The following is a 22,249-nucleotide window of genomic DNA, read 5'->3' as shown; positions in this document are numbered from 1 at the left end:
GGGGTCGAGGTGCCGTGCGCGTTGACGTGCTCCACTTCGTCGGGGAGCACCCCCGCGTCTTCGAGGGCGTTCCGCAGCGCGCGGGCCAGTCCTGCGCCCTGCGGGTGGGGTGCGGTGGCGTGGTGCGCGTCCGACGTCGCGGAGAATCCGGCGATGTCGGCGTAGCGGCGGGCGCCGCGTGCGGTGGCGTCCGCGCACCTTTCCAGTACGAGAATGCCGGCGCCCTCTCCGGCCACGAAGCCGTCCCGGTCGTGGGCGAAGGGCCGGGACGCCGCGGCCGGGTCGTCCGTACGGGAAGAGAGCGCGCCCATCCTGGACAGTCCGTTGAGCGTGCCCGGACTGATCGCCGACTCCGTGCCGCCGGCGAGGACCACGTCGCACAGACCGGACAGCAGCCACTCGCGGGCGGTGCCGATGGCGGACGCCCCTGACGCGCAGGCCGTCGCCGTGACCAGGCTCGGGCCCTGGATGTGCTGGTCCATGGCCACGTAACCGGCGACCATGTTGACCATCCCCATCGGGATCATCAGCGCCGACACGTCGTCGGGTGTGCCCTCGAAGTAGGTCCGCAGCTGCTTCTCCAGCGTGGCGGCCCCGCCCAGTGAGTTCCCGATGACGACGCCCACCCGGGCGCCGTCCCAGGACGTGCTGTCGAGTCCCGCGTCGGCGACCGCCTGGCGGGCGCTCACGATGGCGAGCTGGGTGAACCGGTCGAGCTTCCAGGCGTGGCGCCTGCCCAGCTCGGCCGTGGCGTCGAAGCCGGGCACCCGGCAGGAGATGTCGACCCGCTCGCCCAGGAGTTCGGGGTCGGTGGCGGCGGCGGACACGCCCGACAGGACGCGCCGCCAGTTCTCCTGGATGCCGATGCCGGCGGGTGTGACGAGGCCGATTCCGGTGATCGCGACTCCGCGTCCCCGGGCCACCCCGCTCACGCCTGGGCCGCCTTCGCACCGATGACGGCGACCGCTTCGTCCAGTGTGAAGGACGACTTGAGCTCGCCCTCCTTCAGGACGATGCCCATCTCCTTGCGCAGGATGAGGCTGAGCTCCACGAGTATCAGCGAGTCGATGTCCAGCTCGTCGAAGGTGGCGCCGGACAGCAGCTCGGACTCGTCGAGGCCGAACTTCTCGCTGATGAGGCCGGAGACCTGGTGCTTGAGCGAGAACTCGACGGAGAGAGTGGTCATGATGAACTCCTTGTTCTGATGGGTGAGTTGTGCGGGTGTGTTACGCGGTGACCGGCGCGATGTCCGGCCAGACCAGTGCGGCCGAGCCCCAGGTGAGGCCGCCGCCGAAACCGGTGAGGACCACGCGGTGTCCCGGCAGGAGGTCGCCTTCGGCGGCGGCGTCCGTGAGGGCGAGCGGGATCGAGGCGGCGACGGTGTTGCCGACCCGGTCCAGGTTCACCACGATCTGCTTCTCCTCCAGGCCCAGTTGCTCGCCGACGGCGTGCAGGATCCGGACGTTGGCCTGGTGCGCCACGACCTTGTCCAGGGCGGCCGGTGTCCAGCCGACGCGGTCGAGGAGGCGCTGTGAGGACTCGCTCATGTTGATCACGGCCTCGGTGAAGACGGGCCGCCCCTCCATGGCGAAGAACTGGTCGCCCTCGACGGGCGGTTCGCCTGTCGAGCGCTGGCGGGAGCCGCCGGCGCGCACCGTGATCAGGTCGGCGCCGCCGCCGTCACTGCCCAGGTCGAAGCCGAGCAGCGCGCCGGGTTCGCCGGACTCGCCGGCCCGCAGCACCACCGCTCCGGCTCCGTCGCCGAAGATGGCGCGGGTCGTGCGGTCGGTGGGGTCGAGGATCGTGGAGAAGGTGTCAGCGCCGATCACCAGGGCCCGTTGGGCGACCCCCGCGGTGATCATGGAGGCCGCGGTGGCGAGGGCGTACACGAACCCGGTGCAGACGGCCGCGACGTCGAAGGCGGGCACCGTGCCGAGCCCGAGCCGGTGGGCGACACCGGGTGCGGTGCCGGGGCACGGCCGGTCGGGGGTGCTGGTGGCCAGGACCACCAGGTCCACGTCGGCGGCCTTGTCGCCGCCCGTCCTGCGCGCCGACTCCAGGGCGCGTTCACCGGCCGCGACGGCCAGGTCGGATGTGGCCTCGCCCGGTGCGACCACGTAGCGGAGTCCGATGCCCGTACGGGTACGGATCCACTGGTCGGAGGTGTCGAGCTGGGCGGCGAGCTCCTCGTTGGTGACGGCGGTCGCGGGCAGCGCGCCGCCCAGTCCGCAGAGCACGGCGGCGCGGCTCATGCGGCCAGCTCCTCGACGTCGTGCCCGACGGCGGCCGGGGACAGAAGGACCGCCGGCGCGGGGGCGGCCCGGAACGAACTGCCCGCCCTGCGCAGCGCGATGCGGACGGCGGATGGCTCGGGTGCGGTGATGGCCGCGATGTGCCCGTCCGGTCGTACGAGAAGAGCCTTGGGGGCGTCGCCGAGCAGCGGCGTGAAGCCGGGCCAGTTGGAGATGTCCCGCACCGGGACATCGGCCGGCGCCGCTGCCGTCAGCGCGTCACGGCTCGCCACCCATGCGGAGTCCTGCCGGCCGCCCGCCCACAGCAGCAGCGAGAGCCGTGCCGGATCGATCGCCGGCCAGCGCTCGGCGCCCGGCTGCGGTGTGCCGTGCGAGGCGAAGACCGGGAGGCGGTCGCCGGTGCGGACCTTGCGGGTGAGGCCCGGCAGGGTGTCGCGGAGTGACTCGGCGGGCCGGTAGCTGACGTCGTGCTGCGCCATCAGCGGGGCCCCGAAGCGCTGGAGGATCCCGGTGCGGTGGGCCAGGCGCAGGGCGTTGTCGCGGGCCGCGACCTCGTGGCGGCGCTTGAACAGGCCCCAGCTGGTCTGCTTGGCGGTCGTCAGGACGATGCGCTCGGCGGCGAGGTGCCGGTCGGTGTCGTACGTGTCGAGAATGCCGGGCTCGTACAGGCCGTTGACGACCCCGGCGAGCTTCCAGGCCAGGTTGACCGCGTCCTGGATGCCGGTGTTCATGCCCTGGGCGCCGGCCGCGCTGAACACATGGGCGGCGTCTCCCGCGAGGAACACGCGCCCCGCCCGCATCGTCTCGGCGACCCGGCGCCGGGCCCGGAAGATCGTGGACCAGTCCAGCTTGCCGACGAGACCGGGGCGCGGGGAGCGCTCGTCGAGGAAGTGCTGGAAGAGCTCGCGCGGCGGGCTCTTCTCCTCGTTCCAGTCGGGCACGCTGATCGCCAGCCGGAACTGGCCGTTGCCGAAGGGCGCGATGCCCAGGGCGCCGGTCCGTGAGTAGCAGTAGACGAGCGAGTGGGGGTCCATGTCGCCGTCGACGGGTCCGTCACCGATCGCGAACAGGACGTCGTTGCCGGTGCCGAGGAGCTCGATCCCGGCGAACTCGCGTACCGCGCTGCGTGCGCCGTCCGCGCCGATGACCCAGTCGGCCTCGATCTGCTCGACGCGTCCGTCGGCGTGCTCCACCCGGGCGGCCGGCCTGCGCCCCGAGGTGTCGAGCGCGGTGAGCGTCCCGTCCTCGATCTCACCGCCGTGGGCGGCGAGGCGGGTTCGGATGATCGCCTCCGTGGTGTCCTGCGGGATGACCACGCCGAAGGGGTACGGGGTGTCCGTCAGGCGGCTCATCTCGACGGCGCCGATGTGCCGTTTGCGGGAGTAGTACTGCACCGAGTCGAGCCGGTTGCCCGCCTCGACGACGCCCTCCGCGGCGCCGATACGGCCCAGGAGCTCCAGGCTGCGCGGCCAGACGACACTGGCGCGGGAGTGTTGTACGGGTCCGGCGGCCGAGTTGTCGATCAGTCTCACCGGGACGCCCTGGCTGAGCAGTTCGGTGGCGAGCACGAGGCCTACGGGGCCCGCGCCCACGATCAGGACAGGGCGTCGTCCGCCGGGGCTCTCGCGCAGCGGGATCGTCATGACAGTGTGCCTTTCGTCGGATCAAGGTCGGATCGGGATGAGCGGTTTCAGGAATTTCAGGGGCTCAGGGGCGGTGCACGACGACGGCGCTCCAGGTGAACCCGGCGCCCGCGCTCAACACGGCCGCGTACTGGCCGCGTTGGAGGCGGTACGGGCTCGCTCCTGCCGACAGCGCCGTCAGGTTGGAGAGCAGGTCGCCCGCGCCCAGGTGACCGGTGCGCTCGCCCAGGTCGGCGACCGGCGCTCCGGTGACCTCGGCCACGGCCGGCCCGTACACCTCACGGGCGGTGGCCCGGCCGAGCCGTGGCAGGAGCACGGAGTGCAGCTCCTGGCCGCCGGGGCCGATGCCCGCCTCGCGCAGCGCGGCGGCGAGCACCTCGCTGGTCTCACGCCGCAGCCTGCCGAGGAACTCCGCCTTGCCCTGCGTGGCGAGGAACGCCTTCTTGGCGCGCCGTACGTCGACGGCCGGGCCCGCGGTGTGCGGTGCGGCGTGGAAGGTGTCCACGTCGCGGTGGGCGGTCTCCAGCTCGGGTGCGGCCCTGGTCTGCAGGGCGCGCAGGGTGAGCGACCCTTCCGGTACGGCGTCGGTCCCGGTGGCCCGGCCGACGACCGCTGCGGTGGCCCCGTCGCCGTACCAGACGCCGTAGTCGCCGCCCCACCGGTCGAAACCGGGAGGGGCGAACCGGTCGGCGGTGGTCACCAGGACCGGTGCGCCGGAAGCGTCGGCGGTGACGTGGTGCACCGCGCTCTGCAGCGCGGCCGCCGCTCCGTTGCACATCTGCTGGATGCCCGTCGGTATCGAATGGAGCGCGCCGGAACCGGCGGCCACATAGTGGGCGGGCGACCAGAAGTCGTGGCCCTGGTAGTACGTCCAGGCGTGCAGGGTGGCGGCGATGGACTCGGCGGGGGTGCCGGCCAGGGACAGGGCGCGGCGGGCGGCGCGCACCGCCATCTGCGGGGCCGATTCGTCGGAGGAGACGGGCAGTTGCTCGTACCCCATCGCATCGGCCTCACCGTCGGTCACCCGTCCTTCGGCGAGGGCGTCGACGGTCTTCTCCGCGGTGCGTGGCAGCCATTGCGCCGGCGACAGCCACACCTGGCCGGGGATCACAGGCACTCCTCGCCCTCGGGCAGCACGTTGACCGTGGCGGACGTCGTGGTGTGCATCTGACCCGCGGCGATGACATCGCCGTCCTGCTCGAACTCGATGTAGAAGGTGCGCAGTTCGGGCAGCATCAGGCTGAGGTTGTCCTCGTGCGCGTACGGCTCGGTCTTGCGGATGTGCACGGTGGTCGGGGCGTCGAGCTCGGCGTACCGCATGAAGTCGAACTCGAATCCGGCGACCGTGGTGCGGCTGACCGACGCGCCCCACAGGTCCGAGACGCCGAGCAGGCAGATCTGGCGGGCGGCCTCCATGAGGACCATGCCGGGGACGTGGTCCTGGCCGTGGTCGAACATGCTGCGGTTGTCGAGGGGGATCCGCACGGTGGCGTACGCGTTGTCGGTGTCGACGGTGGCGGAGGCGAGCACCACGTTCGACGGGGAGCTGCGGCCCACCAGGTGCGGGGCGACGTGGGCGTTCTCGCGGGGGATGTCCTTGAAGGGGACCAGGGGCCTGCCGCGGCCCTGGATGCGCACCGCGTCGTACACCTCGGCCGGGATGTAGCCGACGTCCATCGTGACGAAGCCGAGGCAGCGCTTGGCCAGCTTCATGTCGATGCCGAACCGCAGGCGCCGTACATCGCCAGGGGTGCCGCGCCGGTTGCTGGTGCGCACCGAGATGCGCAGCTCGCCCGGGGTCTCCTCCTCCGGCAGTGTGAGCAGTCCCGGCAGCTCCATCTTCCAGGACCGCAGCAGGAACTTGCTCTTGCGCGAGACTCCGGCGAACTCATGGCCGCCGTACGTCTCGGCCTGCCGGCAGCACTCCAGGAGCAGCATCGGGTCGGGGGCGTTCAGCCGTGAGGTGGTCTCGGTGTAGTACGCGTGGGACGGGGGGAGCTGGGCGGCGGCGAGATAGTCGTTCTCGCCGGTCTGCCGGCTGTCCGTCAGGAATACCTCGGAGAGCGCCCAGCGGTGGAGAAGTGAACGGTCCACGGTGCGCATGAATTCGAGATTCGCGGCGCCCGGCAGGCAGGTCTTCTTTTCCTCGGTATTCGTCGTCATTTCCTTTTCTCTTCTCTCGCTTGGTTACATTCTCGCGGGGGGTGGCAAAGCGTTCACTAAAGGCGGCCTCAAGGGCGTCGGTCCGTACTCAAGCCGCCCAGGCCAGGGGGGAGCGGTAGGTGTCGGCAGGCCGGTCCCACTCGGCACGGGCGGGCGCCACGCAGACCGGTTCGTCGCAGGGGCGCAGCGTGAGCGTCAGGACCGCCACGAGCGCGGCGAGTTCATCGGGGGTCGGGTCGCCGCGCACCACACGGAAGGAGGCCTCCCGCAGGACGTCCGAGCCCGTCACGGCGCTCACAGCGGGGTGATCCCGTGCTTGCGCTGCGGCAGCGCGCGGTGCTTGGTGCGCAGCATGGCCAGCGAGCGGGCGAGCACGGCCCGGGTCTCGCCCGGTTCGATGACGTCGTCGACGAGACCGCGTTCGGCCGCGTAATACGGGTGCATCAGCTCGGACTTGTACTCCTCGACCATCTGTCGGCGCATGGCCGCGGGGTCGTCCGCGGCAGCGATCTGCCGGCGGAAGATGACGTTGGCCGCGCCCTCCGCGCCCATCACCGCCACCTCGTTGGTGGGCCAGGCGAAGGAGAGATCGGCCCCCACGGAGCGCGAATCCATCACGATGTACGCGCCGCCGTACGCCTTGCGCATGATCAGCTGGATACGCGGGACGGTGGCGTTGCAGTACGCGTACAGCAGCTTCGCCCCGTGCCGGATGATGCCGTTGTGCTCCTGCTCGACGCCCGGCAGAAAGCCGGGCACATCGAGCATGGTCACCAGCGGGATGTTGTAGGCGTCGCACAGCGACACGAACCGGGCGGCCTTCTCGCTGGCCCTGATGTCGAGGACACCGGCGCAGGCCAGGGGCTGGTTGGCGACGATGCCGACGACCTGCCCGTCGATCCGGGTCAGGGCGCACACCACGTTGTGCGCCCAGTCGGGCTGGATCTCGAAGGACTCGCCGTCGTCGACGATCTCCTCGATCACGGCCCGGACGTCGTAGCCCTGCGAGGGGTCGGCGGGGACCAGGTCCATGAGCTTGTCGGTACGCCGGTCCGCCGGGTCGTCACCGGCCACGGCGGGCGGCGCCTGGCGGTTGTTGGAGGGCAGGAACGACAGCAGATAGCGGACGTCCTCCAGGCAGGACACCTCGTCGTCGTACGCGAAGGCCGAGACCCCCGACACGGACGCGTGCACATCGGCGCCGCCCAGCTCGTCCATGCTCACGCGCTCCCCGGTGACCGCCTGTACGACGTCGGGGCCCGTGATGAACATCTGTGCCACGCCCCGCACCATGAACGTGAAGTCGGTCAGCGCCGGCGAGTAGGCGGCGCCTCCCGCGCACGGTCCGAGGATCACGCTGATCTGCGGGATCACGCCCGAGGAGAGGGCGTTGCGGCTGAAGATGCCGCCGTACCCGGCGAGCGCGGTGACGCCCTCCTGGATACGGGCGCCCGCGCCGTCGCAGAGGCTGACCAGCGGGGATCCTGACGACTCGGCCAGGTCCATCAGCTTGTGGATCTTCGCTGCGTGGGACTCGCCGAGCGCACCGCCGAAGATGCGGAAGTCATGGGCGTAGACGAAGACCTGCCGTCCTTCGACCGTCCCCCAGCCCGTGATCACGCCATCCGTGTGCGGCCTGCGGTTCTCCAGCCCGAAGCCGGTGGCCCGGTGCCTGCGCAGCCCCTCCAGCTCGGTGAAGGAGCCCTCGTCCAGGAGGAGTTCGATACGTTTGCGTGCCGTGAGCTTGCCCCGGTCGTGCTGCGCCTGGGTCGCCCTGACCCCGGGGCCCGCGTGGACCTCGGCCCGCAGCCGGCGCAGTTGCTCCACCCGGGCATGCACGCTGTCGGGCCTTTCCGGCTCCGATTCACCGAATCCGACCGGTATTTCCGCGACTGATTCCGCGACTGATTCCTCGACGGGTTTCTCGACCATGGTGGTCATGCCTTGTCCTCCCATCAGACCGGCACCCGAATGGCGCCACCCGAGGAAGAGAATGGAGGGCGGCCGACAATGCCCGACTCAAGGCGAGGAAAAGCCGGATTCCTTTTGCACGGCTTGAGTGGAGAGCACGGATGATCCTTCCCGACCGCCGCACTTCCGGAAGGGAAGACCATGACCACGCATCTTCACGATCCGTCCGCGACCACGCCCCGACACGCCGTTCTCTTTCCCGGCCAGGGAGTCCAGCGGGCAGGGACGGGCGAGCCCTGGCGTACCACCGAGTCCTGGGAGCTCGTCGAGACCGTTTCGCGGTCCTCGGGCTTCGATGTCGCCGAGCTGCTGCTCGACGCGGACCAGGAGACCCTGTCGCGTACCGACCACGCGCAGATCTCGGTATTCACGGCGTCGCTGCTCGCCTGGTCGGAGTTCCGCGCGCGGGAATCGGACGCCCGGGTGGTGGCGGTCGCCGGGCACAGCCTCGGCGAGTACACGGCGCTGGTCGCGGCCGGTGTGCTCTCGGTGGCAGACGGCGCCTGGCTGGTGGGGGAGCGGGGCCGGGCCATGGCCGAGGCCGCCCGGCAGCGGCCCGGGGCGATGGCCGCGGTGATGGGCGGTGACATCGACGAGGTCACCGGCCTGGTCGACTCCTTCCGGGAGGAGGGCGCCGACCTCTGGGTGGCCAACCACAACAGCCCCCAGCAGACGGTCATCGCGGGCAGCCGTACGGCCATCGACGCGGCCGCCGAGCGCGCCGCCGTGGTCGGACTGCGCTACAGCGTGCTGCCCGTCTCGGCCGCCTGCCACAGCCCCTACATGGAGCCGGCGGGCGCGCCTCTGCGCCGGGCCCTGAAGCTGACCCACTTCCAGGCCGGTGTGCTGCCCGTGGTCGCGAACGTCGACGCCCGCGCCCACTACGGCGGCAGCCAGTGGCAGGAGCTGAGCACCCGCCAGCTGGTCAGCCGGGTGCGCTGGGTGGAGTCGCTGACGACCCTCCACGAGGAGCTCGACTGCACCGCCTTCCTCGACATCGGCCCCGGCGGCACCCTCGCCGGCCTGGCCCGCAGGGCCCTCCCGGGGGTCCCGGCGCAGAAGTTCTCGCTGCCGGTGGCTGTGGCCGCGTAACAGAGGCGCCGGCGCGTCCGTTCGGCCCAGTGCGGGGCCGCTCACCAGGACAGCAGGGGTACGCGGCCGCACGCTGGTCCGGAGACACGGCACCGGAACGCTCTCGCCGCCTGAGGAGGCACGACCCCATGACCGCAGCGGGCGGACTCGCACTGATGATCATCGGCGCCATCCTGAGGTACGCCATCACCTGGGAGCCGACCTGGATCAATCTCAGCATCCTCGGCACGATCCTGATGATCGGCGGGGCGGCCGGGCTCGTGCTGGGACTCGTGCTCACGTACACCAGGCGGCGGCGCGTCGAGCGTGCGCAGCAGCCGCAGCAGCCGTACGACCAGCGGTACTACCAGGACCCGCCGCCCCCGCGGTAGCGGTCGCGCCCCTTCTTCACCCCTGATGCCCGGCGCCCTTGGCGCCGGGCATCAGTCATGTCACGCCCTGACGGGTCGCACGCTCTCGGTCACGAGAGGCACTTGCCTTCGGGCGACGCACCCGGTCCGGTCACCGTGTGCGTCGTTTCGATGGACTCCCCCGGAGACAGAGTGAAGATCAAGTCCCCGGTGACGCAGTACGTCATCGTCGTGTCGTAGGTGTACGACTCCCCTTCGGGGATCCACACGGTCGGCTCGGTGGGGTCGTTCGTGGTCATGCAGACGTGCCGCACCCGTACCGAATGCGGCCAAGGCGGTCATGGCGGCGCCGACCAGAGTGACGCGCCAGGCGTTGTGTCGCAACATGTGGGATTCCCTGGGTGGTTGGGCACGGCTCGTGGCCTTTGGGGCCGGGCATCAGCCATGTCCGGCCAGAGGCGCTGATGTGGCCAGTAATGACTCAGTAACGGGCTCCTCGTACCTTCCGCACCAACCTGGCCGCGCTTGCGGTTGTCCCCCGCACTCCGGAGGTCCGGCCTGGCTGTCGTGCACCTGACCCCGGAGGAGCTCCCCTTCATGTATCAGTCCAGAAGCCCCAGGCGCCGCGGTGCCGCATGGGCGGCAGCCGCGTTCACGGCCCTTGCCGTGCTCGGTACGGCGCCGTCCGCGATAGCCGCCACCGGCGCCGGCACCACCCCGTCTCCGACCACGACCGCCAAGGTCGACTCCGCGCTGCGTGATGCGGTCGGGAACGGCGAGGAGTCGACCTTCTTCGTCGTACTGAAGAAGCAGGCGGACCTGTCCGCCGCCAAGAAGCAGAAGACGCACGCCAAGGCGGCCACCACCGCCTACAAGGCGCTGAAGACCACTGCCGGGGACAGCCAGAAGTCGCTCACCGCCTTCCTCGACAAGGAGAAGGTCGGTCACCAGGACTACTGGATCGCCAACACGGTCCAGGTCACCGGCGACAAGGCTCTCGTCGACGAGCTCGCGCGGCGCTCGGACGTGGCGTCGATCGTCAAGAGCCAGACGTTCAAGCTCGACGCCACCGAGACGTCCGGCGCCAAGGTCACCAAGACGCGCACCGCGTCGGCGGGCACCGACTCGTCCGCCGACGGCGACGAGACCCCCGAGTGGGGCGTCTCCGACATCAAGGCCGACCAGGTCTGGGACAAGTACGAGGACCGCGGCGAGGGCATCGTCATCGCCAGCGTCGACTCGGGCGTGCAGTACGACCACCCGGACCTGGTGAAGCAGTACCGCGGCAACAACGGCGACGGCACCTTCACCAACGACTACAACTTCTACGACACGATGGGCATCTGCGCCACCAGCAGCACGCCGTGCGACGACAACGGCCACGGTACCCACACCATGGGCACGATGGTCGGCGCGCACGGCATCGGTGTCGCGCCGAACGCGAAGTGGATGGCCGCCAAGGCCTGCGGGGGTACGAAGGGCGAGTGCCCCGACGAGGATCTGCTCGCCGCCGGTCAGTGGATCCTCGCGCCGACCGACCACAACGGGCAGAACCCGCGCCCGGACCTCGCCCCGAACATCGTCAACAACTCCTGGGGCGGCGACGGCACCTTCTACACGGACATCGTCAACTCCTGGAACTCCGCGGGCATCTTCGAGGCGTTCGCGGCCGGCAACGACGGTGACGGCACGACCTGCTCGACGACCCACCCGCCGGGCGCGCAGGCGGAGACCTACGGTGTCGGCGCCTACGACGTGAACGGCAAGATCGCCTCGTTCTCCGGCTTCGGCCCCTCTCCGGTCGACGGCTCCGCGAAGCCCAACATCTCGGCACCGGGCTACAACGTCCAGTCCACGTGGCCGGGTTCCTCGTACAACACCGAGTCCGGTACGTCGATGGCCACCCCGCACGTCGCGGGCGCCGTCGCGCTCCTGTGGTCCGCGGCCCCGTCCCTGATCGGGAAGATCGACGAGACCCGGACGCTCCTCAACGAGGGCGCCACGGACGTCGACGACACCCACTGCGGCGGCACCGCCGCCATGAACAACGTCTGGGGCAACGGAAAGCTCAACATCCTCGCCTCCGTCGACGCCGCCCCGCACACGGCCGGCACCCTCTCCGGCACCGCGACCGACCAGGCGACCGGCAAGGCCGCTTCCGTCACGGTGACCGTGCAGAACGGCGACACCAAGCGCTCGGTCACCACCGACGCCACCACCGGCGCGTACCAGATCCACCTGTCCGCCGGTACGTACACGATCACCACCGGCGGCTACGGCTTCGCCACCCGCACCGACACGGTCACCATCGCCTCCGGCCAGACCGAGACCCTCGACCTGCCGCTGACCGCGGTCGCGCACCACACCGTCTCCGGCACGGTCCTCGACGTCACGGGCAAGCCGCTGAAGGGCGCCACGATGTCCTTCAGTGACGCTCCGGTCGCCTCCGTCACCACCGGCGCCGACGGTACGTACACCTTCCCGGCCGTCGCCGAGGGCTCCTACCACCTGACCGCCACGCCTGCCGCCCCCGTGCTGTGCAACGGCATCTGGACCGGTGCGGTGACCGTCGACGGCAACAAGACGGTCAAGGCCTCGCTGCCGGCGCGCACCGACGCCGCCGGTACCTACTCCTGCACCCCGGGCACCTACAGCTGGATCGCCGGCCAGACCAAGGTCGCGCTGAGCGGTGACGAGAACGCCAAGGCCGTCGCCCTGCCGTTCGCCGTGAAGTACTACGGAGTCTCGTACACCAGCGCCAACATCACCACCAACGGCCTGGTGAACTTCCTGTCACCGCGACTTGGCGACTACGCCAACACCGCGCTTCCCGCCGCCGCGCAGCCCAACGGCGTCGTGGCCGCGTTCTGGGACGACCTGACGATCGACAAGAAGTCGACCGTCCAGACGACCACCACCGGTACCACCGGCGCCCGCAAGTTCGCGATCGTCTGGAACAACGCCGCGCTCGTCTCAGACACCTCGGTGCGCCTCACCTTCGAGGCCGTCTTCGACGAGGCGACCGGCGCCATCACCCTTCAGTACCAGGGCATCGGCACCAGCGCCCTGCAGAAGGGCTCCTCGGCCACCATCGGCATCGAGAACCAGGCCGGCACCGACGCCCTCCAGTACTCCTTCAACGCGTCCGTCCTCACGGACAAGTCCGCGATCCGCATCTCCCCGAAGGCCGCGTGATGAGGAACATCAACCGAAGAGGCCTGCGCCTCGCTTCCGCCCTGGTGGCCGCCGGACTGGTGCTGAGCGCCGCACCGGCCGTCGCGTTCGCCGATGACGACAACGGTCTGCTGACGCTCACCGACGCCCAGACCGACGAGCTGACGGCACACGCCCAGCTGAACCCGTACGGCGACGACGAGGGCCAGGCGTACGACCCGCAGGACGCGACCGTACGCGAGGACGCCGCCACGGCGCCCACCGCCGACGCGACCACTCCGAACGCGACTGCCGACAGCGGCAGTTGGAAGGTCACCAAGAAGTCGTCCATCGAGGGCGACTACGGCATGACCGCCACCACCGCGGTCGGCGGCACGCGCGGCGACTACTTCGCGCTGGACGCGCTGGGCATCGTCCAGCGCCACACCGCCGACGGCAAGCAGGTGTGGCGGCGCGACAACGCCTCGCTGTACACCGACTGGAAGGTCACCAACACCCGTCCGTGGCAGACCGAGCCGTACCCGGCGCGCATCATCATGGGCTACAACGCGGTCGGCCCCTTCACCGTCGCCTCCGACAACGGCTACACCACCGGTGACCTCACCGGCGACGGCGTGGACGACCTGGTCTACACGGCGAGCGTCGGCAGCACCCCCTACCGTCCGTTCACGTCCCCCGGATCGACGCTGCCCACCGGCACGTTCGTGACGGTCCTCGACGGTGCGACGGGCAAGACGCTGTGGAGCAAGCTCTACACCGGCGTGTACAACATCAAGCTGGTCGGCAAGACGCTGGTCGTCGCGGACTCGCCGTACCTGAACCTGAACGCACCCAAGGGTTCCAAGACCACGCTGACGGGTGTCCGCTTCTCGTACGCGGACGGGGCGTTGACCTCCACCGACGCATGGTCGTACGACGCGGGCGCGCTCCTCGGTGCGAGCTGGGCCAGCCTGGAGCCGCTGGGCAACGGTCTGGTCGCCGCCTCGTGGGACCAGCGCAAGCTCAGCGCCACCGCGGCGCCGTCCGGCACCACCCTGGTGTTCGACACCACGGACGGAAGCGTCAAGTGGAAGGCCACCAACCGCCTTTACTCGCGTCAGCTGCACTACGACGCCGCCCGCAAGAGCATCGTCGCGCTGGAGCAGTCCGACCCGAACGAGGGCGTCGTCTACGAGCTCGCCTCGTACGCACTGGCCGACGGCACCCGCACCACCGTCGACCGCCGCGTCAACGCGCTGCCGATCGACCTGGTGATCGGCGACGTTCAGGGCAGCTCCAAGCCCGAGTACACCGTCAGCGAGTCGACGGTCGACAACAACCTGTACATCAACTCCAACACGGTGCGCGCCCTGAACGGCGACGACGGCAGCGAGCTGTGGTCGCGCACGATCAAGCGCGATCCCGCCAACAGCCACAACGGCGGCACCGCCTGGGGCCTGGAGGTCGTCGACCACAAGGTCGTCGCCTCGTACAAGGACGACGCCAGCTACGAGCAGGCCGCGAACCGCGGCGGGAGCCGCTACGGCCGCCTCGCCGTCCTCTCCGGCCGGGACGGCGAGGTCCGCTGGGAGCAGCGCGGCCTGGTCACCTCGCAGATGTGGGCGCAGCCGTACAAGAAGAACAACGGCTGGCACCTGCGCACCGTCGACACCAACGAGAACATCCGCACGTACAACCTGGGCAGCGGCAAGCAGGAGAACCTCGTCCCGCTGCGCTCCGCGGTCTTCGCGTCCGTCTCCACGGACATCAACGGCGACAAGAAGAAGGACCTGATCGTCGGCGGCACCTCCAACGGTGTCTTCGCCTACGACGGTCCCTCGATGGTGTCGGGGACGCCCAAGCAGCTGTGGGCGGCCACCGTCCCCGGCCAGGTCCACGCCCTCGTGAAGGCCGACGTCAACGGCGACCACCGCGACGAGACGATAGTCGCCGCCGACTCGGCGGCCGCGGTGCTCGACTCCCGTACGGGCAAGGTCCTCACGACGATCGACGGCGGCGGCCAGTTCGTCCGCTCCGTCCAGGCCGCCGACGTCAACGGCGACGGCAAGGCCGAGATCGTCGTCGCCACCGACAAGGTGCGGGTCTACAGCGGCACCGGCAAGAAGCTGTGGGAGTACGCGGCCCCGGCGTCGGCCGGCGACGTCGTCTTCGCGGACGTCTCGTTCGGCGACGGCCACCTCTACGCCCAGTACGCCCAGCACCCCGGCGACGCGGCGGGCTCCATGACTCCCGGCGTGGCCGGCGGTGTCGCCCTCAACTCCCGTACGGGCAAGGTCGACTGGTCGTTCACCCCGCAGCCGGGCGCCGGCACGGACGGCAGCGTCTGGGGTGCGCCGCTGCCGGCGGGCACGTTCGCCTCGTCCGGCATTCCGTACGCGGACGGGCACGCGGTCGCCTTCACCGTGTTCAGCATCGACTCGCAGTACGGATCGCTGACGACCGTCGTACAGATCCGGGACGGACGCACCGGCGAGCTCCTGCACGAGGGGAAGGACGGCGGCCCGTGGGGCCTCGGCAACTGGCTGACCGGCCCCGACGGTCTGACCCTGATCAGCAGGGTGTCGATGCGTACGTTCGGGCCGAACGGCCAGGACTCGCGGGTGTACACGGTCGCGGACTCGCACACGGCGGCCTTCGCGACCGGCCCCGGCGGCAGGCGCATCATCGTCTCGGGCCAGATCGGCGGCGCGAGCACGTACGACCCGTCGATCCTCACCGCCGGGGACGACTACCCGTCGAGCGTGGCCGACCTCCCCGCGATGGGCGGCGACGGGATCTTCGTCGGCGACCTGAACGGTGACGGCGTCGACGAGATCGTCTCGCTCAACGCCGACGAGTACGGCGCCGACCGCACGGCGGCACTCGAAGGTGGCGGCATCTCGTCTCCGTTCACCGCGATGCGCAACACGATCACGGCGACGATCGACCCGTCCTGATCGCTCGCGTCCCTCCCTCCGGTCGTGCGCCTTGACCGGGGGGAGGGACGCGGCATAGCGTCCTGATAGATGTACTGAGCAAGCGCTTAGAAATCAGGATCAGGTCAGGATCAGGTCAGGATCAGGAAGGGTCTCCAGTGCCGCAGACCGAACTGCCGTCCCCGTCCCAGGTCGAAGCCGCGCTGACGGCCCCTGGCGCACCTTTCGAGGTCGTACGGACCGAGGACGGCTCCCCGGAGTACACGACCGGGCCGCGCACCCTGCGCGAGTTCGTCGAGTCGGTCTGGGCCTTCGGCGACCAGCCCTTCCTGGTCGCGGAGAGCGGCAGCTACACCTACGGCGAGTTCTTCGCCGAGGCCTCCGCACTGGCCCACCGCTTCCTGGACGTCTACGGACTGCGCCCCGGCGACCGGGCCGTCGTCGCGATGCGCAACCACCCCGAGTGGCAGATCGCCTTCTGGGCGGCGCAGCTGGCCGGACTCGTGGCCGTACCGCTCAACGCCTGGTGGACCGAGGACGAGTTCGCGTACGCGCTCACCGACTGCGGCGCGCGCCTCCTGCTCGTCGACGGCGAACGCCTGACGCGCGTCGAGCCCTGGCTGTCCGCGCAGGAGGACCGGCCCTGGACGCTCGCCTTCCATTACGAGGGCGAGCCGGCGGCCCGCGTCGAGCGCTACGGCGACCTGCCCGCCGCCGACCCCGCGATCGGCCCGCCCGACAACGAGCCGCAGCCCGCCGACGACGCCACGATCATCTACACCTCCGGGACCACAGGACGCCCCAAGGGCGCGGTGGCCACCCACAGCGCCCAGGTCGCGGCCATGATGAACCCCCGCTACCAGGCGGCCTGCGCCACCCTCGCGCGCGGCGAGATGCCGGGCCAGGGGCCCGCGCCCGTATCCCTCATGACCTTCCCGTTCTTCCACGTGGCCGCCTTCACCGGCGTGTACGCGATCATGTCCGCCGGCGGGACCCTGGTCCTCATGCGCAAGTGGGACGCCCACACCGCGCTCGAACTGATCCGCACCCACGGCGTCACGCACTACGCGGGCGTGCCCTCCACCGCCCTCCAGCTCCTGGACGCGGCCGAGCACACCGGCGACGCCATGGAGACGCTCGCCATGCTCAACACCGGCGGCGCGGCCGCCCCGCCGGACCTGGTCGCCCGCGTCACCGCCGGCTTCGGCGAGCGCATCGAACCGCGCAACGGCTACGGACTGACCGAGACCTCGGGCGGCGTCATGGCCAACTTCGGCGCCGAGTACCGTGCGCACCCCGCCAGCGTGGGCCGCCCCACCCCCGTGACCGACGTACGGATCGCAGGACCCGGCGGCGAGGACGTACCCGAGGGTGAGGTCGGCGAGCTGCTGCTGCGCGGACAGTCCCTGGTCAGGGGTTACTGGAACGACCCGGCGGCCACCGCCCAGGCATTCACGGGCGACGGCTGGTTCCGTACCGGTGACCTCGCCACCGTCCACGAGGGGCGCGTCAGCGTCGTCGACCGGATCAAGGACATGGTCATCCGCGGCGGCGAGAACGTGTACTGCGTGGAGGTCGAGGCGGTGCTGCACGACCACCCGGACGTCATCGACGCCGCGGTGCTCGGCGTGCCCCACCCCGTGCTCGGCGAGGAGGTCGCCGCTGTGGTGCGGCTGCGCCCCGGGTCGGCCGCCACCGCCGAGGAGCTGCGGGCCCATGTGGGCAGGTCACTCGCGGTCTTCAAGGTCCCGGCCCATGTGCTCGTACGGGAAGAGGACCTGCCCCGCAATGCCACCGGAAAGATCCTGAAGCGGGAACTGCGCGGCCCGGTCCAGGAGCACTTCCGGGCGTGAGCGGGCCTGTCGTGTCCGGGCTGAGAGGGTAGGGGCATGGACCAGACACAGGCACAGCAGTGGCTCGCGACCGCGGTCGAGGAGGCCAGGGCCGGACTCGCCGAGGGCGGCATCCCGATCGGGGCCGCGCTCTACGGCGCGGACGGCGCGCTTCTCGGGCGCGGGCACAATCTCCGGGTGCAGGACGGGGACCCGTCGATGCACGCGGAGACGTCCGCGTTCCGCAACGCGGGCCGGCAGCGTTCGTACCGCGGCACGACGATGGTGACCACGCTCTCGCCCTGCTGGTACTGCAGTGGTCTGGTGCGCCAGTTCGGGATCTCGCGGGTGATCGTGGGCGAGGCGCAGACCTTCCACGGCGGGCACGACTGGCTCGCGGAGCACGGGGTGGAGATCGTGGTCCTCGACGACGCCGGGTGCGTGGCGATGATGAAGGACTTCATCGCGGCGAAGCCCGAGCTGTGGAACGAGGACATCGGTGAGTAACCGATTCCCCTTCAGGACCGGGTGACGCGCAGCCGGTAGTTGCCCGCCCGGTCCCTTCCGGTGACCGTGATCCGCAGGGCGTTGGCCCGGTCGGTGAATGTCTCGCCCACCCCGTACGGCGCGTCCGAGAGCTCCGCCTGCACATTGGCCTGCCGGGTGCAGCCGCCGCTGTCGGGGGTGCTGTCGGCGACGGTGACCGGGCCGCGGCCGGTGTCCACGTCCGAGTCCACGCGGTAGATCAGCACACCCGGCTTGCAGACCGCCGCGTCGTTCCCGGCCCTGGTGCGCACCTCGGCGACGTAACCCGACTCGCCCGCGAGCGGGACGATCCCCAGCTTGGTGCCGCCGGGGGCGGCCATCGGGGCGAGGGTGAGGTCGCGGATGCCGGGGCGGGAGAAGCAGCGGACCTGCGAGGGCAGGAGCCAGCCGAGCTTCCACTTGTGCCAGCCGAGCATGTCGTTGTTGGCACCCCAGTCCTCGGACATGATGTCCCAGTGGCCGACCGACCCGCCGCCCTCGTTGGTGTAGAGGTCGGGCAGGCCGAAGGTGTGGCCGTTCTCGTGCGGCAGGACGCGGTAGCCCGTCGATCCGAAGGATCCGGACCCGTCGTCCTGGCGGCTGTAGACGAAGGACATGTTGGCGAGGGAGACGCCGTCGGCGACCGGGGCCTCGTCGTTGCCGGAGAAGGTGACGGACAGGACGGTGTCCAGGGCCGAGGGGCCGGCGTTCGGGGTGGCCAGGACGTTGATGAGGTCGTACGCGGAGAAGTCGACCCGGGAATCGGCCGCCGTCACGATGTCCTGGGCGAGGTCGCGGTAGCCGGGGTCGTAAGGAGCGCCGCGCTCTATCCCGTACGAGGCGAACGGGTGCGGCATCCGCAGCCAGCCGGGGATCGGCGTCTCGGCGCGGTAGTCGAGGCGGCCGTAGGAGCTGGTGCGGTACCAGTCCGATGTCTGCGGGAAGAACTCGCGGAAGCGCCTCGCGGCAGGTCCTGCGCCCGGTGCGTCCGGGAAGTCGATCATGAGGGTGAGGGCCCTGACCCGGCCGGTGGAGCGGGTGTAGCCGGGTGAGGTGGGCAGCCCCTCGGACATCTGGACACCCATCGGGTTCGGCATCCGGCACGGGCCGAGTACGGCCGTCTCCTCGACGGGATTGGCGGCGGCCACGGGAGCGGCGGCCGCTGCGGCCGTGGTGGGCGGGGTGCCCGCGGTGAGAGTGACGGCGGAGCCTGAGGTGACGGCCCCCAGGGCGATGACCGTTATCGCGGCTCCGGCGGCGGCACGGGTGCGTCTGCGGTGCAATGGCTCGCCTGCCTTCGCCCTCGGGAGTGGTGCGGGGGTTCGGTGCTCGTTCGATCACCCTGTGCCGGGCGTGGCGGGGGCGCTCGCTGGGTGGGCCGACCGTGGGTTTCTCGCGCATTTGGGGTGTGACGCAGGTCACATGTGGTGCGGGAAATAACCGGGGACCGTTTCCCCGTTTGCACGGGTGCCACTGAAGCGGGGAAGCAGTCCCCGGTACGGTCCCGATGACATACGTGAGCAGGAGGGAGCGGGATCATGAGCAGCCCAGTCACCACCACCCGGGCGCCCCGCGCCGACGCTCTGCGCAACCGGGAGCGGATCATCGCGGCGGCGCGTGAGATCTTCGTGGAGTTCGGGCCCGATGTGCCCCTCGACGAGATCGCCCGCCGTGCCGGGATCGGCAACGCGACGCTCTACCGCCACTTCCCCGACCGGATCGACCTGATCCGGCACGTCGTCCTCTACGTCATGGACCGGACACTGGACAAGGTGGACGAGGCCATGGCGGAGGAGCCCGACGCGTTCAGCGCACTCCGCCACTTCGTGCACGCCGCCGCCGACGAGCGGATCGGCGCGCTCTGCCCGATGCTCTCCGACGTCTTCGACCAGAACGATCCACAGCTGGAGACACAGCGGGTGCGTCTCCAGGAAGCCGTGGAAGGCCTCATGGAACGGGCCAGGCAAGCAGGGCAGCTGCGTACCGACGTCGCTGCCGGGGACCTGCTCGTCGCCCTCTCCCAGCTCACCCGGCCGCTGCCCGCCATCACCTGCCAGGGCATCGACCGCTTCGTCCACCGTCATCTTCAGCTGTTCCTCGACGGGTTGCAGACCCCGGCGCGGTCCGAGCTTCCTGGGTCACCGGCGACCTTCGAAGACCTGCGTCAACAGTCGTAACCCTGTCGTCCACTCGTCCGTAACTCCCGTACCGCAGCCTCTCCTTACTCCCCTTTACTCGTCTCGCACTCATAGGTGGCTTCAGCCATGTCGAAAACTGCCGACATTTCACCCTCTGTACTTGCCCCGGACCCAAGTCGCTGGAAAGCGCTCGCGTTCATAGCCGTCGCCCAGCTGATGGTCGTGCTCGACGCGACCATCGTGAACATCGCGCTGCCCTCGGCCCAGGCCGACCTGGGCATCAGTGACGGCAACAAGCAGTGGGTCATCACGGCCTACGCCCTCGCCTTCGGCGGACTCCTGCTCTTCGGCGGACGCATCGCCGACATGTGGGGCCGCAAGCGCACCTTCGTGACCGGCCTCGTCGGCTTCGCCCTCGCCTCCGCGGTGGGCGGCGCCGCCACCAGCTCGGGCATGCTGCTCGGCTCGCGCGCGCTGCAGGGTGCCTTCGGCGCACTGCTCGCCCCGGCCGCGCTCTCGCTGCTCGCGGTGATGTTCACCGACGCCAAGGAGCGCGCCAAGGCTTTCGGTATCTACGGTGCGATCGCCGGTGGCGGTGGCGCGCTGGGCCTGATCCTGGGTGGATTCCTCACCGAGTACCTCAACTGGCGCTGGACCTTCTACGCCAACATCCCCTTCGCGGTCGTCGCGGCCCTGGGCGCGTACTTCGTGATCCGGGAGCCCGCAGGCACCCGTAACCGCTCCGCGCTCGACATCCCCGGTGTGATCCTCTCGACCCTGGGTCTGGTCTCGCTGGTGTACGGCTTCACGCGCGCCGAGTCCAACGGCTGGTCCGACGCGACGACCGTCGGTCTCTTCGTCGGCTCGGCCGTGCTGCTCGCCTCGTTCGTCTTCGTCGAGTCCAAGGTCAAGAACCCGCTGCTGCCGCTCCGTGTGCTCCTCAACCGCAACCGCGGCGGGGTCTACCTCTCACTGGGTCTGGCCGTCATCGCGATGTTCGGCACGTTCCTCTTCCTCACGTACTACCTGCAGATCGTGAAGGGCTTCTCGCCGGTCAAGACGGGCTTCGCCTTCCTCCCGATGATCGTGGGCATGATCGCAGGATCGACCCAGATCGGCGCCCGGCTCATGACCCGGGTCGCCCCGCGCAAGCTGATGGGTCCGGGCTTCCTGACCGCCGCCGTCGGCATGCTGCTGATCGCGCAGCTCTCCCTCGACACCTCGTACGCCGCGGTGATCCTGCCCGGTCTGGTCCTGCTCGGCCTCGGCATGGGTACGGCGTTCATGCCCGCCATGTCCCTCGCCACGTTCGGTGTCGAGCCGCGTGACGCCGGTGTGGCCTCCGCGATGGTCAACACCTCGCAGCAGGTGGGCGGTGCCATCGGTACGGCGCTGCTGAACACGATCGCGGCCTCGGCCACGACGGCGTACGTCTCCTCGCACGCCGCGGGTGCCACCAACCCGGAGCTGCTGAAGCTCCAGGGCATGGTGAACGGTTTCACCAGCGCGATCTGGTGGGCCGTCGGCATCCTGGTGGTGGCCTCGGCCATCGCGTTCACGTTCATCAACACCGGGAAGCCGGAGGCCGGTCCGGTCGCCGCTTCCGGTGAGGGCGCCGAGGACGAGATCAGGATTCCCGTCGTCGCGCACTGACACCCGACGCTCCTCAGGTCCTGCCCTGGTTCCTTGCTAACGGAGCCAGGGCAGGTCTGCGTTCACGTCCGTCGGCTGCAGTCCCTCCGCCATCACCTTCATGATCTCGCCGAGCTGGGCGACCTGTTCGGCGGAGAGCCGGTCGAAGATCGCCTGGCGTACGGCGGCGACATGGCCGGGGGCGGTGCGCTCCAGGACCCCGTACCCCTCGTCGGTCAGGACCGCGTTCTGCCCGCGCTTGTCGGAGGGGCAGTCCTCGCGGCGGACCCAGCCGTTCTTCTCCAGGCGCGCGATCGCGTGCGAGAGACGGGAGCGGGTGATCTTGGCGTCCTTGGCGAGCTGCGTCATCCGCAGCGTGCGTCTCGGCGCCTGGGAGAGCTGGACGAGCAGTCCGTAATAGATGTGCGGCATGCCGGCGTCGCGCTGCAACTGGCGGTCGAGGTGGTCTTCCAGGAGCGTGGTGGCGTGGAGGTACGCGCGCCAGGTGCGCTGCTCCTCCGTGGTGAGCCAGCGGGGCTCGGGCGGCTGCTCGTCGTTCATG

19 protein-coding genes are annotated in these 22,249 nt (G+C 70.3%); 8 read left to right on the top strand and 11 right to left on the bottom strand.

Annotation, left to right across the window (positions count from 1 at the left end; all coding sequences use genetic code 11):
- The 8 genes from J0695_RS10675 to J0695_RS10640 form a co-directional block, all read right to left on the bottom strand.
- A partial coding sequence (locus tag J0695_RS10675; protein ID WP_307798549.1) for a beta-ketoacyl-[acyl-carrier-protein] synthase family protein occupies nt 1-932 on the bottom strand: 932 nt, incomplete at its 3' end.
- Entirely contained in the window at nt 929-1,186 is a 258-nt protein-coding gene (locus J0695_RS10670; protein WP_206961661.1) for an acyl carrier protein, read from the bottom strand. The genes J0695_RS10675 and J0695_RS10670, both read right to left, overlap by 4 nt.
- Before the next feature lie 40 nt (nt 1,187-1,226).
- The gene (locus J0695_RS10665; RefSeq protein ID WP_206961660.1) at nt 1,227-2,252 is read right to left on the bottom strand and encodes a beta-ketoacyl-ACP synthase III; all 1,026 of its coding nucleotides are present in this window, start codon (nt 2,250-2,252) and stop codon (nt 1,227-1,229) included.
- Nucleotides 2,249-3,895, bottom strand: coding sequence for an FAD-dependent monooxygenase (locus J0695_RS10660; RefSeq protein WP_206961659.1), 1,647 nt, complete (start codon nt 3,893-3,895; stop codon nt 2,249-2,251). Before J0695_RS10660 ends, J0695_RS10665 begins: the two co-directional genes overlap by 4 nt.
- A gap of 64 nt (nt 3,896-3,959) precedes the next feature.
- Nucleotides 3,960-5,006, bottom strand: coding sequence for a ketoacyl-ACP synthase III family protein (locus J0695_RS10655; protein WP_206961658.1), 1,047 nt, complete (start codon nt 5,004-5,006; stop codon nt 3,960-3,962).
- Nucleotides 5,003-6,058 carry an AfsA-related hotdog domain-containing protein gene (locus J0695_RS10650; protein WP_206961657.1) on the bottom strand — a complete coding sequence of 352 codons (1,056 nt, stop codon included), beginning with the start codon at nt 6,056-6,058 and terminating at the stop codon, nt 5,003-5,005. Before J0695_RS10650 ends, J0695_RS10655 begins: the two co-directional genes overlap by 4 nt.
- An 88-nt stretch (nt 6,059-6,146) precedes the next feature.
- Nucleotides 6,147-6,356, bottom strand: a complete 210-nt coding sequence (locus J0695_RS10645; protein WP_206961656.1) for an acyl-CoA carboxylase subunit epsilon — start codon at nt 6,354-6,356, stop codon at nt 6,147-6,149.
- Nucleotides 6,353-7,990, bottom strand: a complete 1,638-nt coding sequence (locus tag J0695_RS10640) for an acyl-CoA carboxylase subunit beta (protein WP_206961667.1) — start codon at nt 7,988-7,990, stop codon at nt 6,353-6,355. Before J0695_RS10640 ends, J0695_RS10645 begins: the two co-directional genes overlap by 4 nt.
- A gap of 180 nt (nt 7,991-8,170) precedes the next feature.
- Between J0695_RS10640 and J0695_RS10635 the strand changes: the two genes are divergently transcribed.
- Entirely contained in the window at nt 8,171-9,121 is a 951-nt protein-coding gene (locus J0695_RS10635; protein WP_206961655.1) for an ACP S-malonyltransferase, read from the top strand.
- 128 nt (nt 9,122-9,249) lie between these two features.
- The gene (locus J0695_RS10630) at nt 9,250-9,492 is read left to right on the top strand and encodes a cytochrome b family protein (protein WP_206961654.1); all 243 of its coding nucleotides are present in this window, start codon (nt 9,250-9,252) and stop codon (nt 9,490-9,492) included.
- Nucleotides 9,493-9,581: 89 nt separating this feature from the next.
- Here J0695_RS10630 and J0695_RS10625 read toward each other — a convergent pair whose 3' ends face one another.
- Nucleotides 9,582-9,770: a hypothetical protein gene (locus J0695_RS10625; RefSeq protein WP_242552472.1), complete on the bottom strand. Its 189-nt coding sequence runs from the start codon at nt 9,768-9,770 to the stop codon at nt 9,582-9,584.
- Nucleotides 9,771-10,068: 298 nt separating this feature from the next.
- Here J0695_RS10625 and J0695_RS10620 point away from each other — a divergent pair, with 298 nt between their 5' ends.
- The 4 genes from J0695_RS10620 (at nt 10,069) to J0695_RS10605 (ending at nt 17,899) form a co-directional block, all read left to right on the top strand.
- Nucleotides 10,069-12,666 carry a S8 family serine peptidase gene (locus J0695_RS10620; protein WP_206961653.1) on the top strand — a complete coding sequence of 866 codons (2,598 nt, stop codon included), beginning with the start codon at nt 10,069-10,071 and terminating at the stop codon, nt 12,664-12,666.
- The gene (locus J0695_RS10615) at nt 12,666-15,581 is read left to right on the top strand and encodes an FG-GAP-like repeat-containing protein (RefSeq protein WP_206961652.1); all 2,916 of its coding nucleotides are present in this window, start codon (nt 12,666-12,668) and stop codon (nt 15,579-15,581) included. Before J0695_RS10620 ends, J0695_RS10615 begins: the two co-directional genes overlap by 1 nt.
- Before the next feature lie 137 nt (nt 15,582-15,718).
- On the top strand, nt 15,719-17,413 hold the full coding sequence (locus tag J0695_RS10610) for a class I adenylate-forming enzyme family protein (RefSeq protein ID WP_307798547.1): 1,695 nt from the start codon (nt 15,719-15,721) through the stop codon (nt 17,411-17,413).
- A gap of 36 nt (nt 17,414-17,449) precedes the next feature.
- Nucleotides 17,450-17,899 (top strand): nucleoside deaminase, encoded by a 450-nt coding sequence (locus J0695_RS10605; RefSeq protein WP_206961651.1) that lies wholly within the window; start codon nt 17,450-17,452, stop codon nt 17,897-17,899.
- Between the two features lie 11 nt (nt 17,900-17,910).
- Here J0695_RS10605 and J0695_RS10600 read toward each other — a convergent pair whose 3' ends face one another.
- The gene (locus J0695_RS10600; protein WP_242552471.1) at nt 17,911-19,200 is read right to left on the bottom strand and encodes a M6 family metalloprotease domain-containing protein; all 1,290 of its coding nucleotides are present in this window, start codon (nt 19,198-19,200) and stop codon (nt 17,911-17,913) included.
- 255 nt (nt 19,201-19,455) lie between these two features.
- Here J0695_RS10600 and J0695_RS10595 point away from each other — a divergent pair, with 255 nt between their 5' ends.
- Nucleotides 19,456-20,094, top strand: coding sequence for a TetR/AcrR family transcriptional regulator (locus J0695_RS10595; RefSeq protein ID WP_206961650.1), 639 nt, complete (start codon nt 19,456-19,458; stop codon nt 20,092-20,094).
- Nucleotides 20,095-20,181: 87 nt separating this feature from the next.
- On the top strand, nt 20,182-21,708 hold the full coding sequence (locus J0695_RS10590) for an MFS transporter (protein ID WP_206961649.1): 1,527 nt from the start codon (nt 20,182-20,184) through the stop codon (nt 21,706-21,708).
- Between the two features lie 36 nt (nt 21,709-21,744).
- On the opposite strand, the gene J0695_RS10585 is transcribed toward J0695_RS10590, so the two are convergent.
- Entirely contained in the window at nt 21,745-22,248 is a 504-nt protein-coding gene (locus J0695_RS10585) for a MarR family winged helix-turn-helix transcriptional regulator (protein ID WP_206961648.1), read from the bottom strand.
- Between the last annotated feature and the right edge of the window lies 1 nt (nt 22,249).

Origin of the sequence: Streptomyces beijiangensis (assembly GCF_017315755.1) — a bacterium.
In the GTDB taxonomy this organism is placed as follows: Bacteria; Actinomycetota; Actinomycetes; order Streptomycetales; family Streptomycetaceae; genus Streptomyces; species Streptomyces beijiangensis.
Note: the sequence above shows the minus strand (reverse complement) of the source record. Positions and strands in the feature narration are given on the sequence as shown.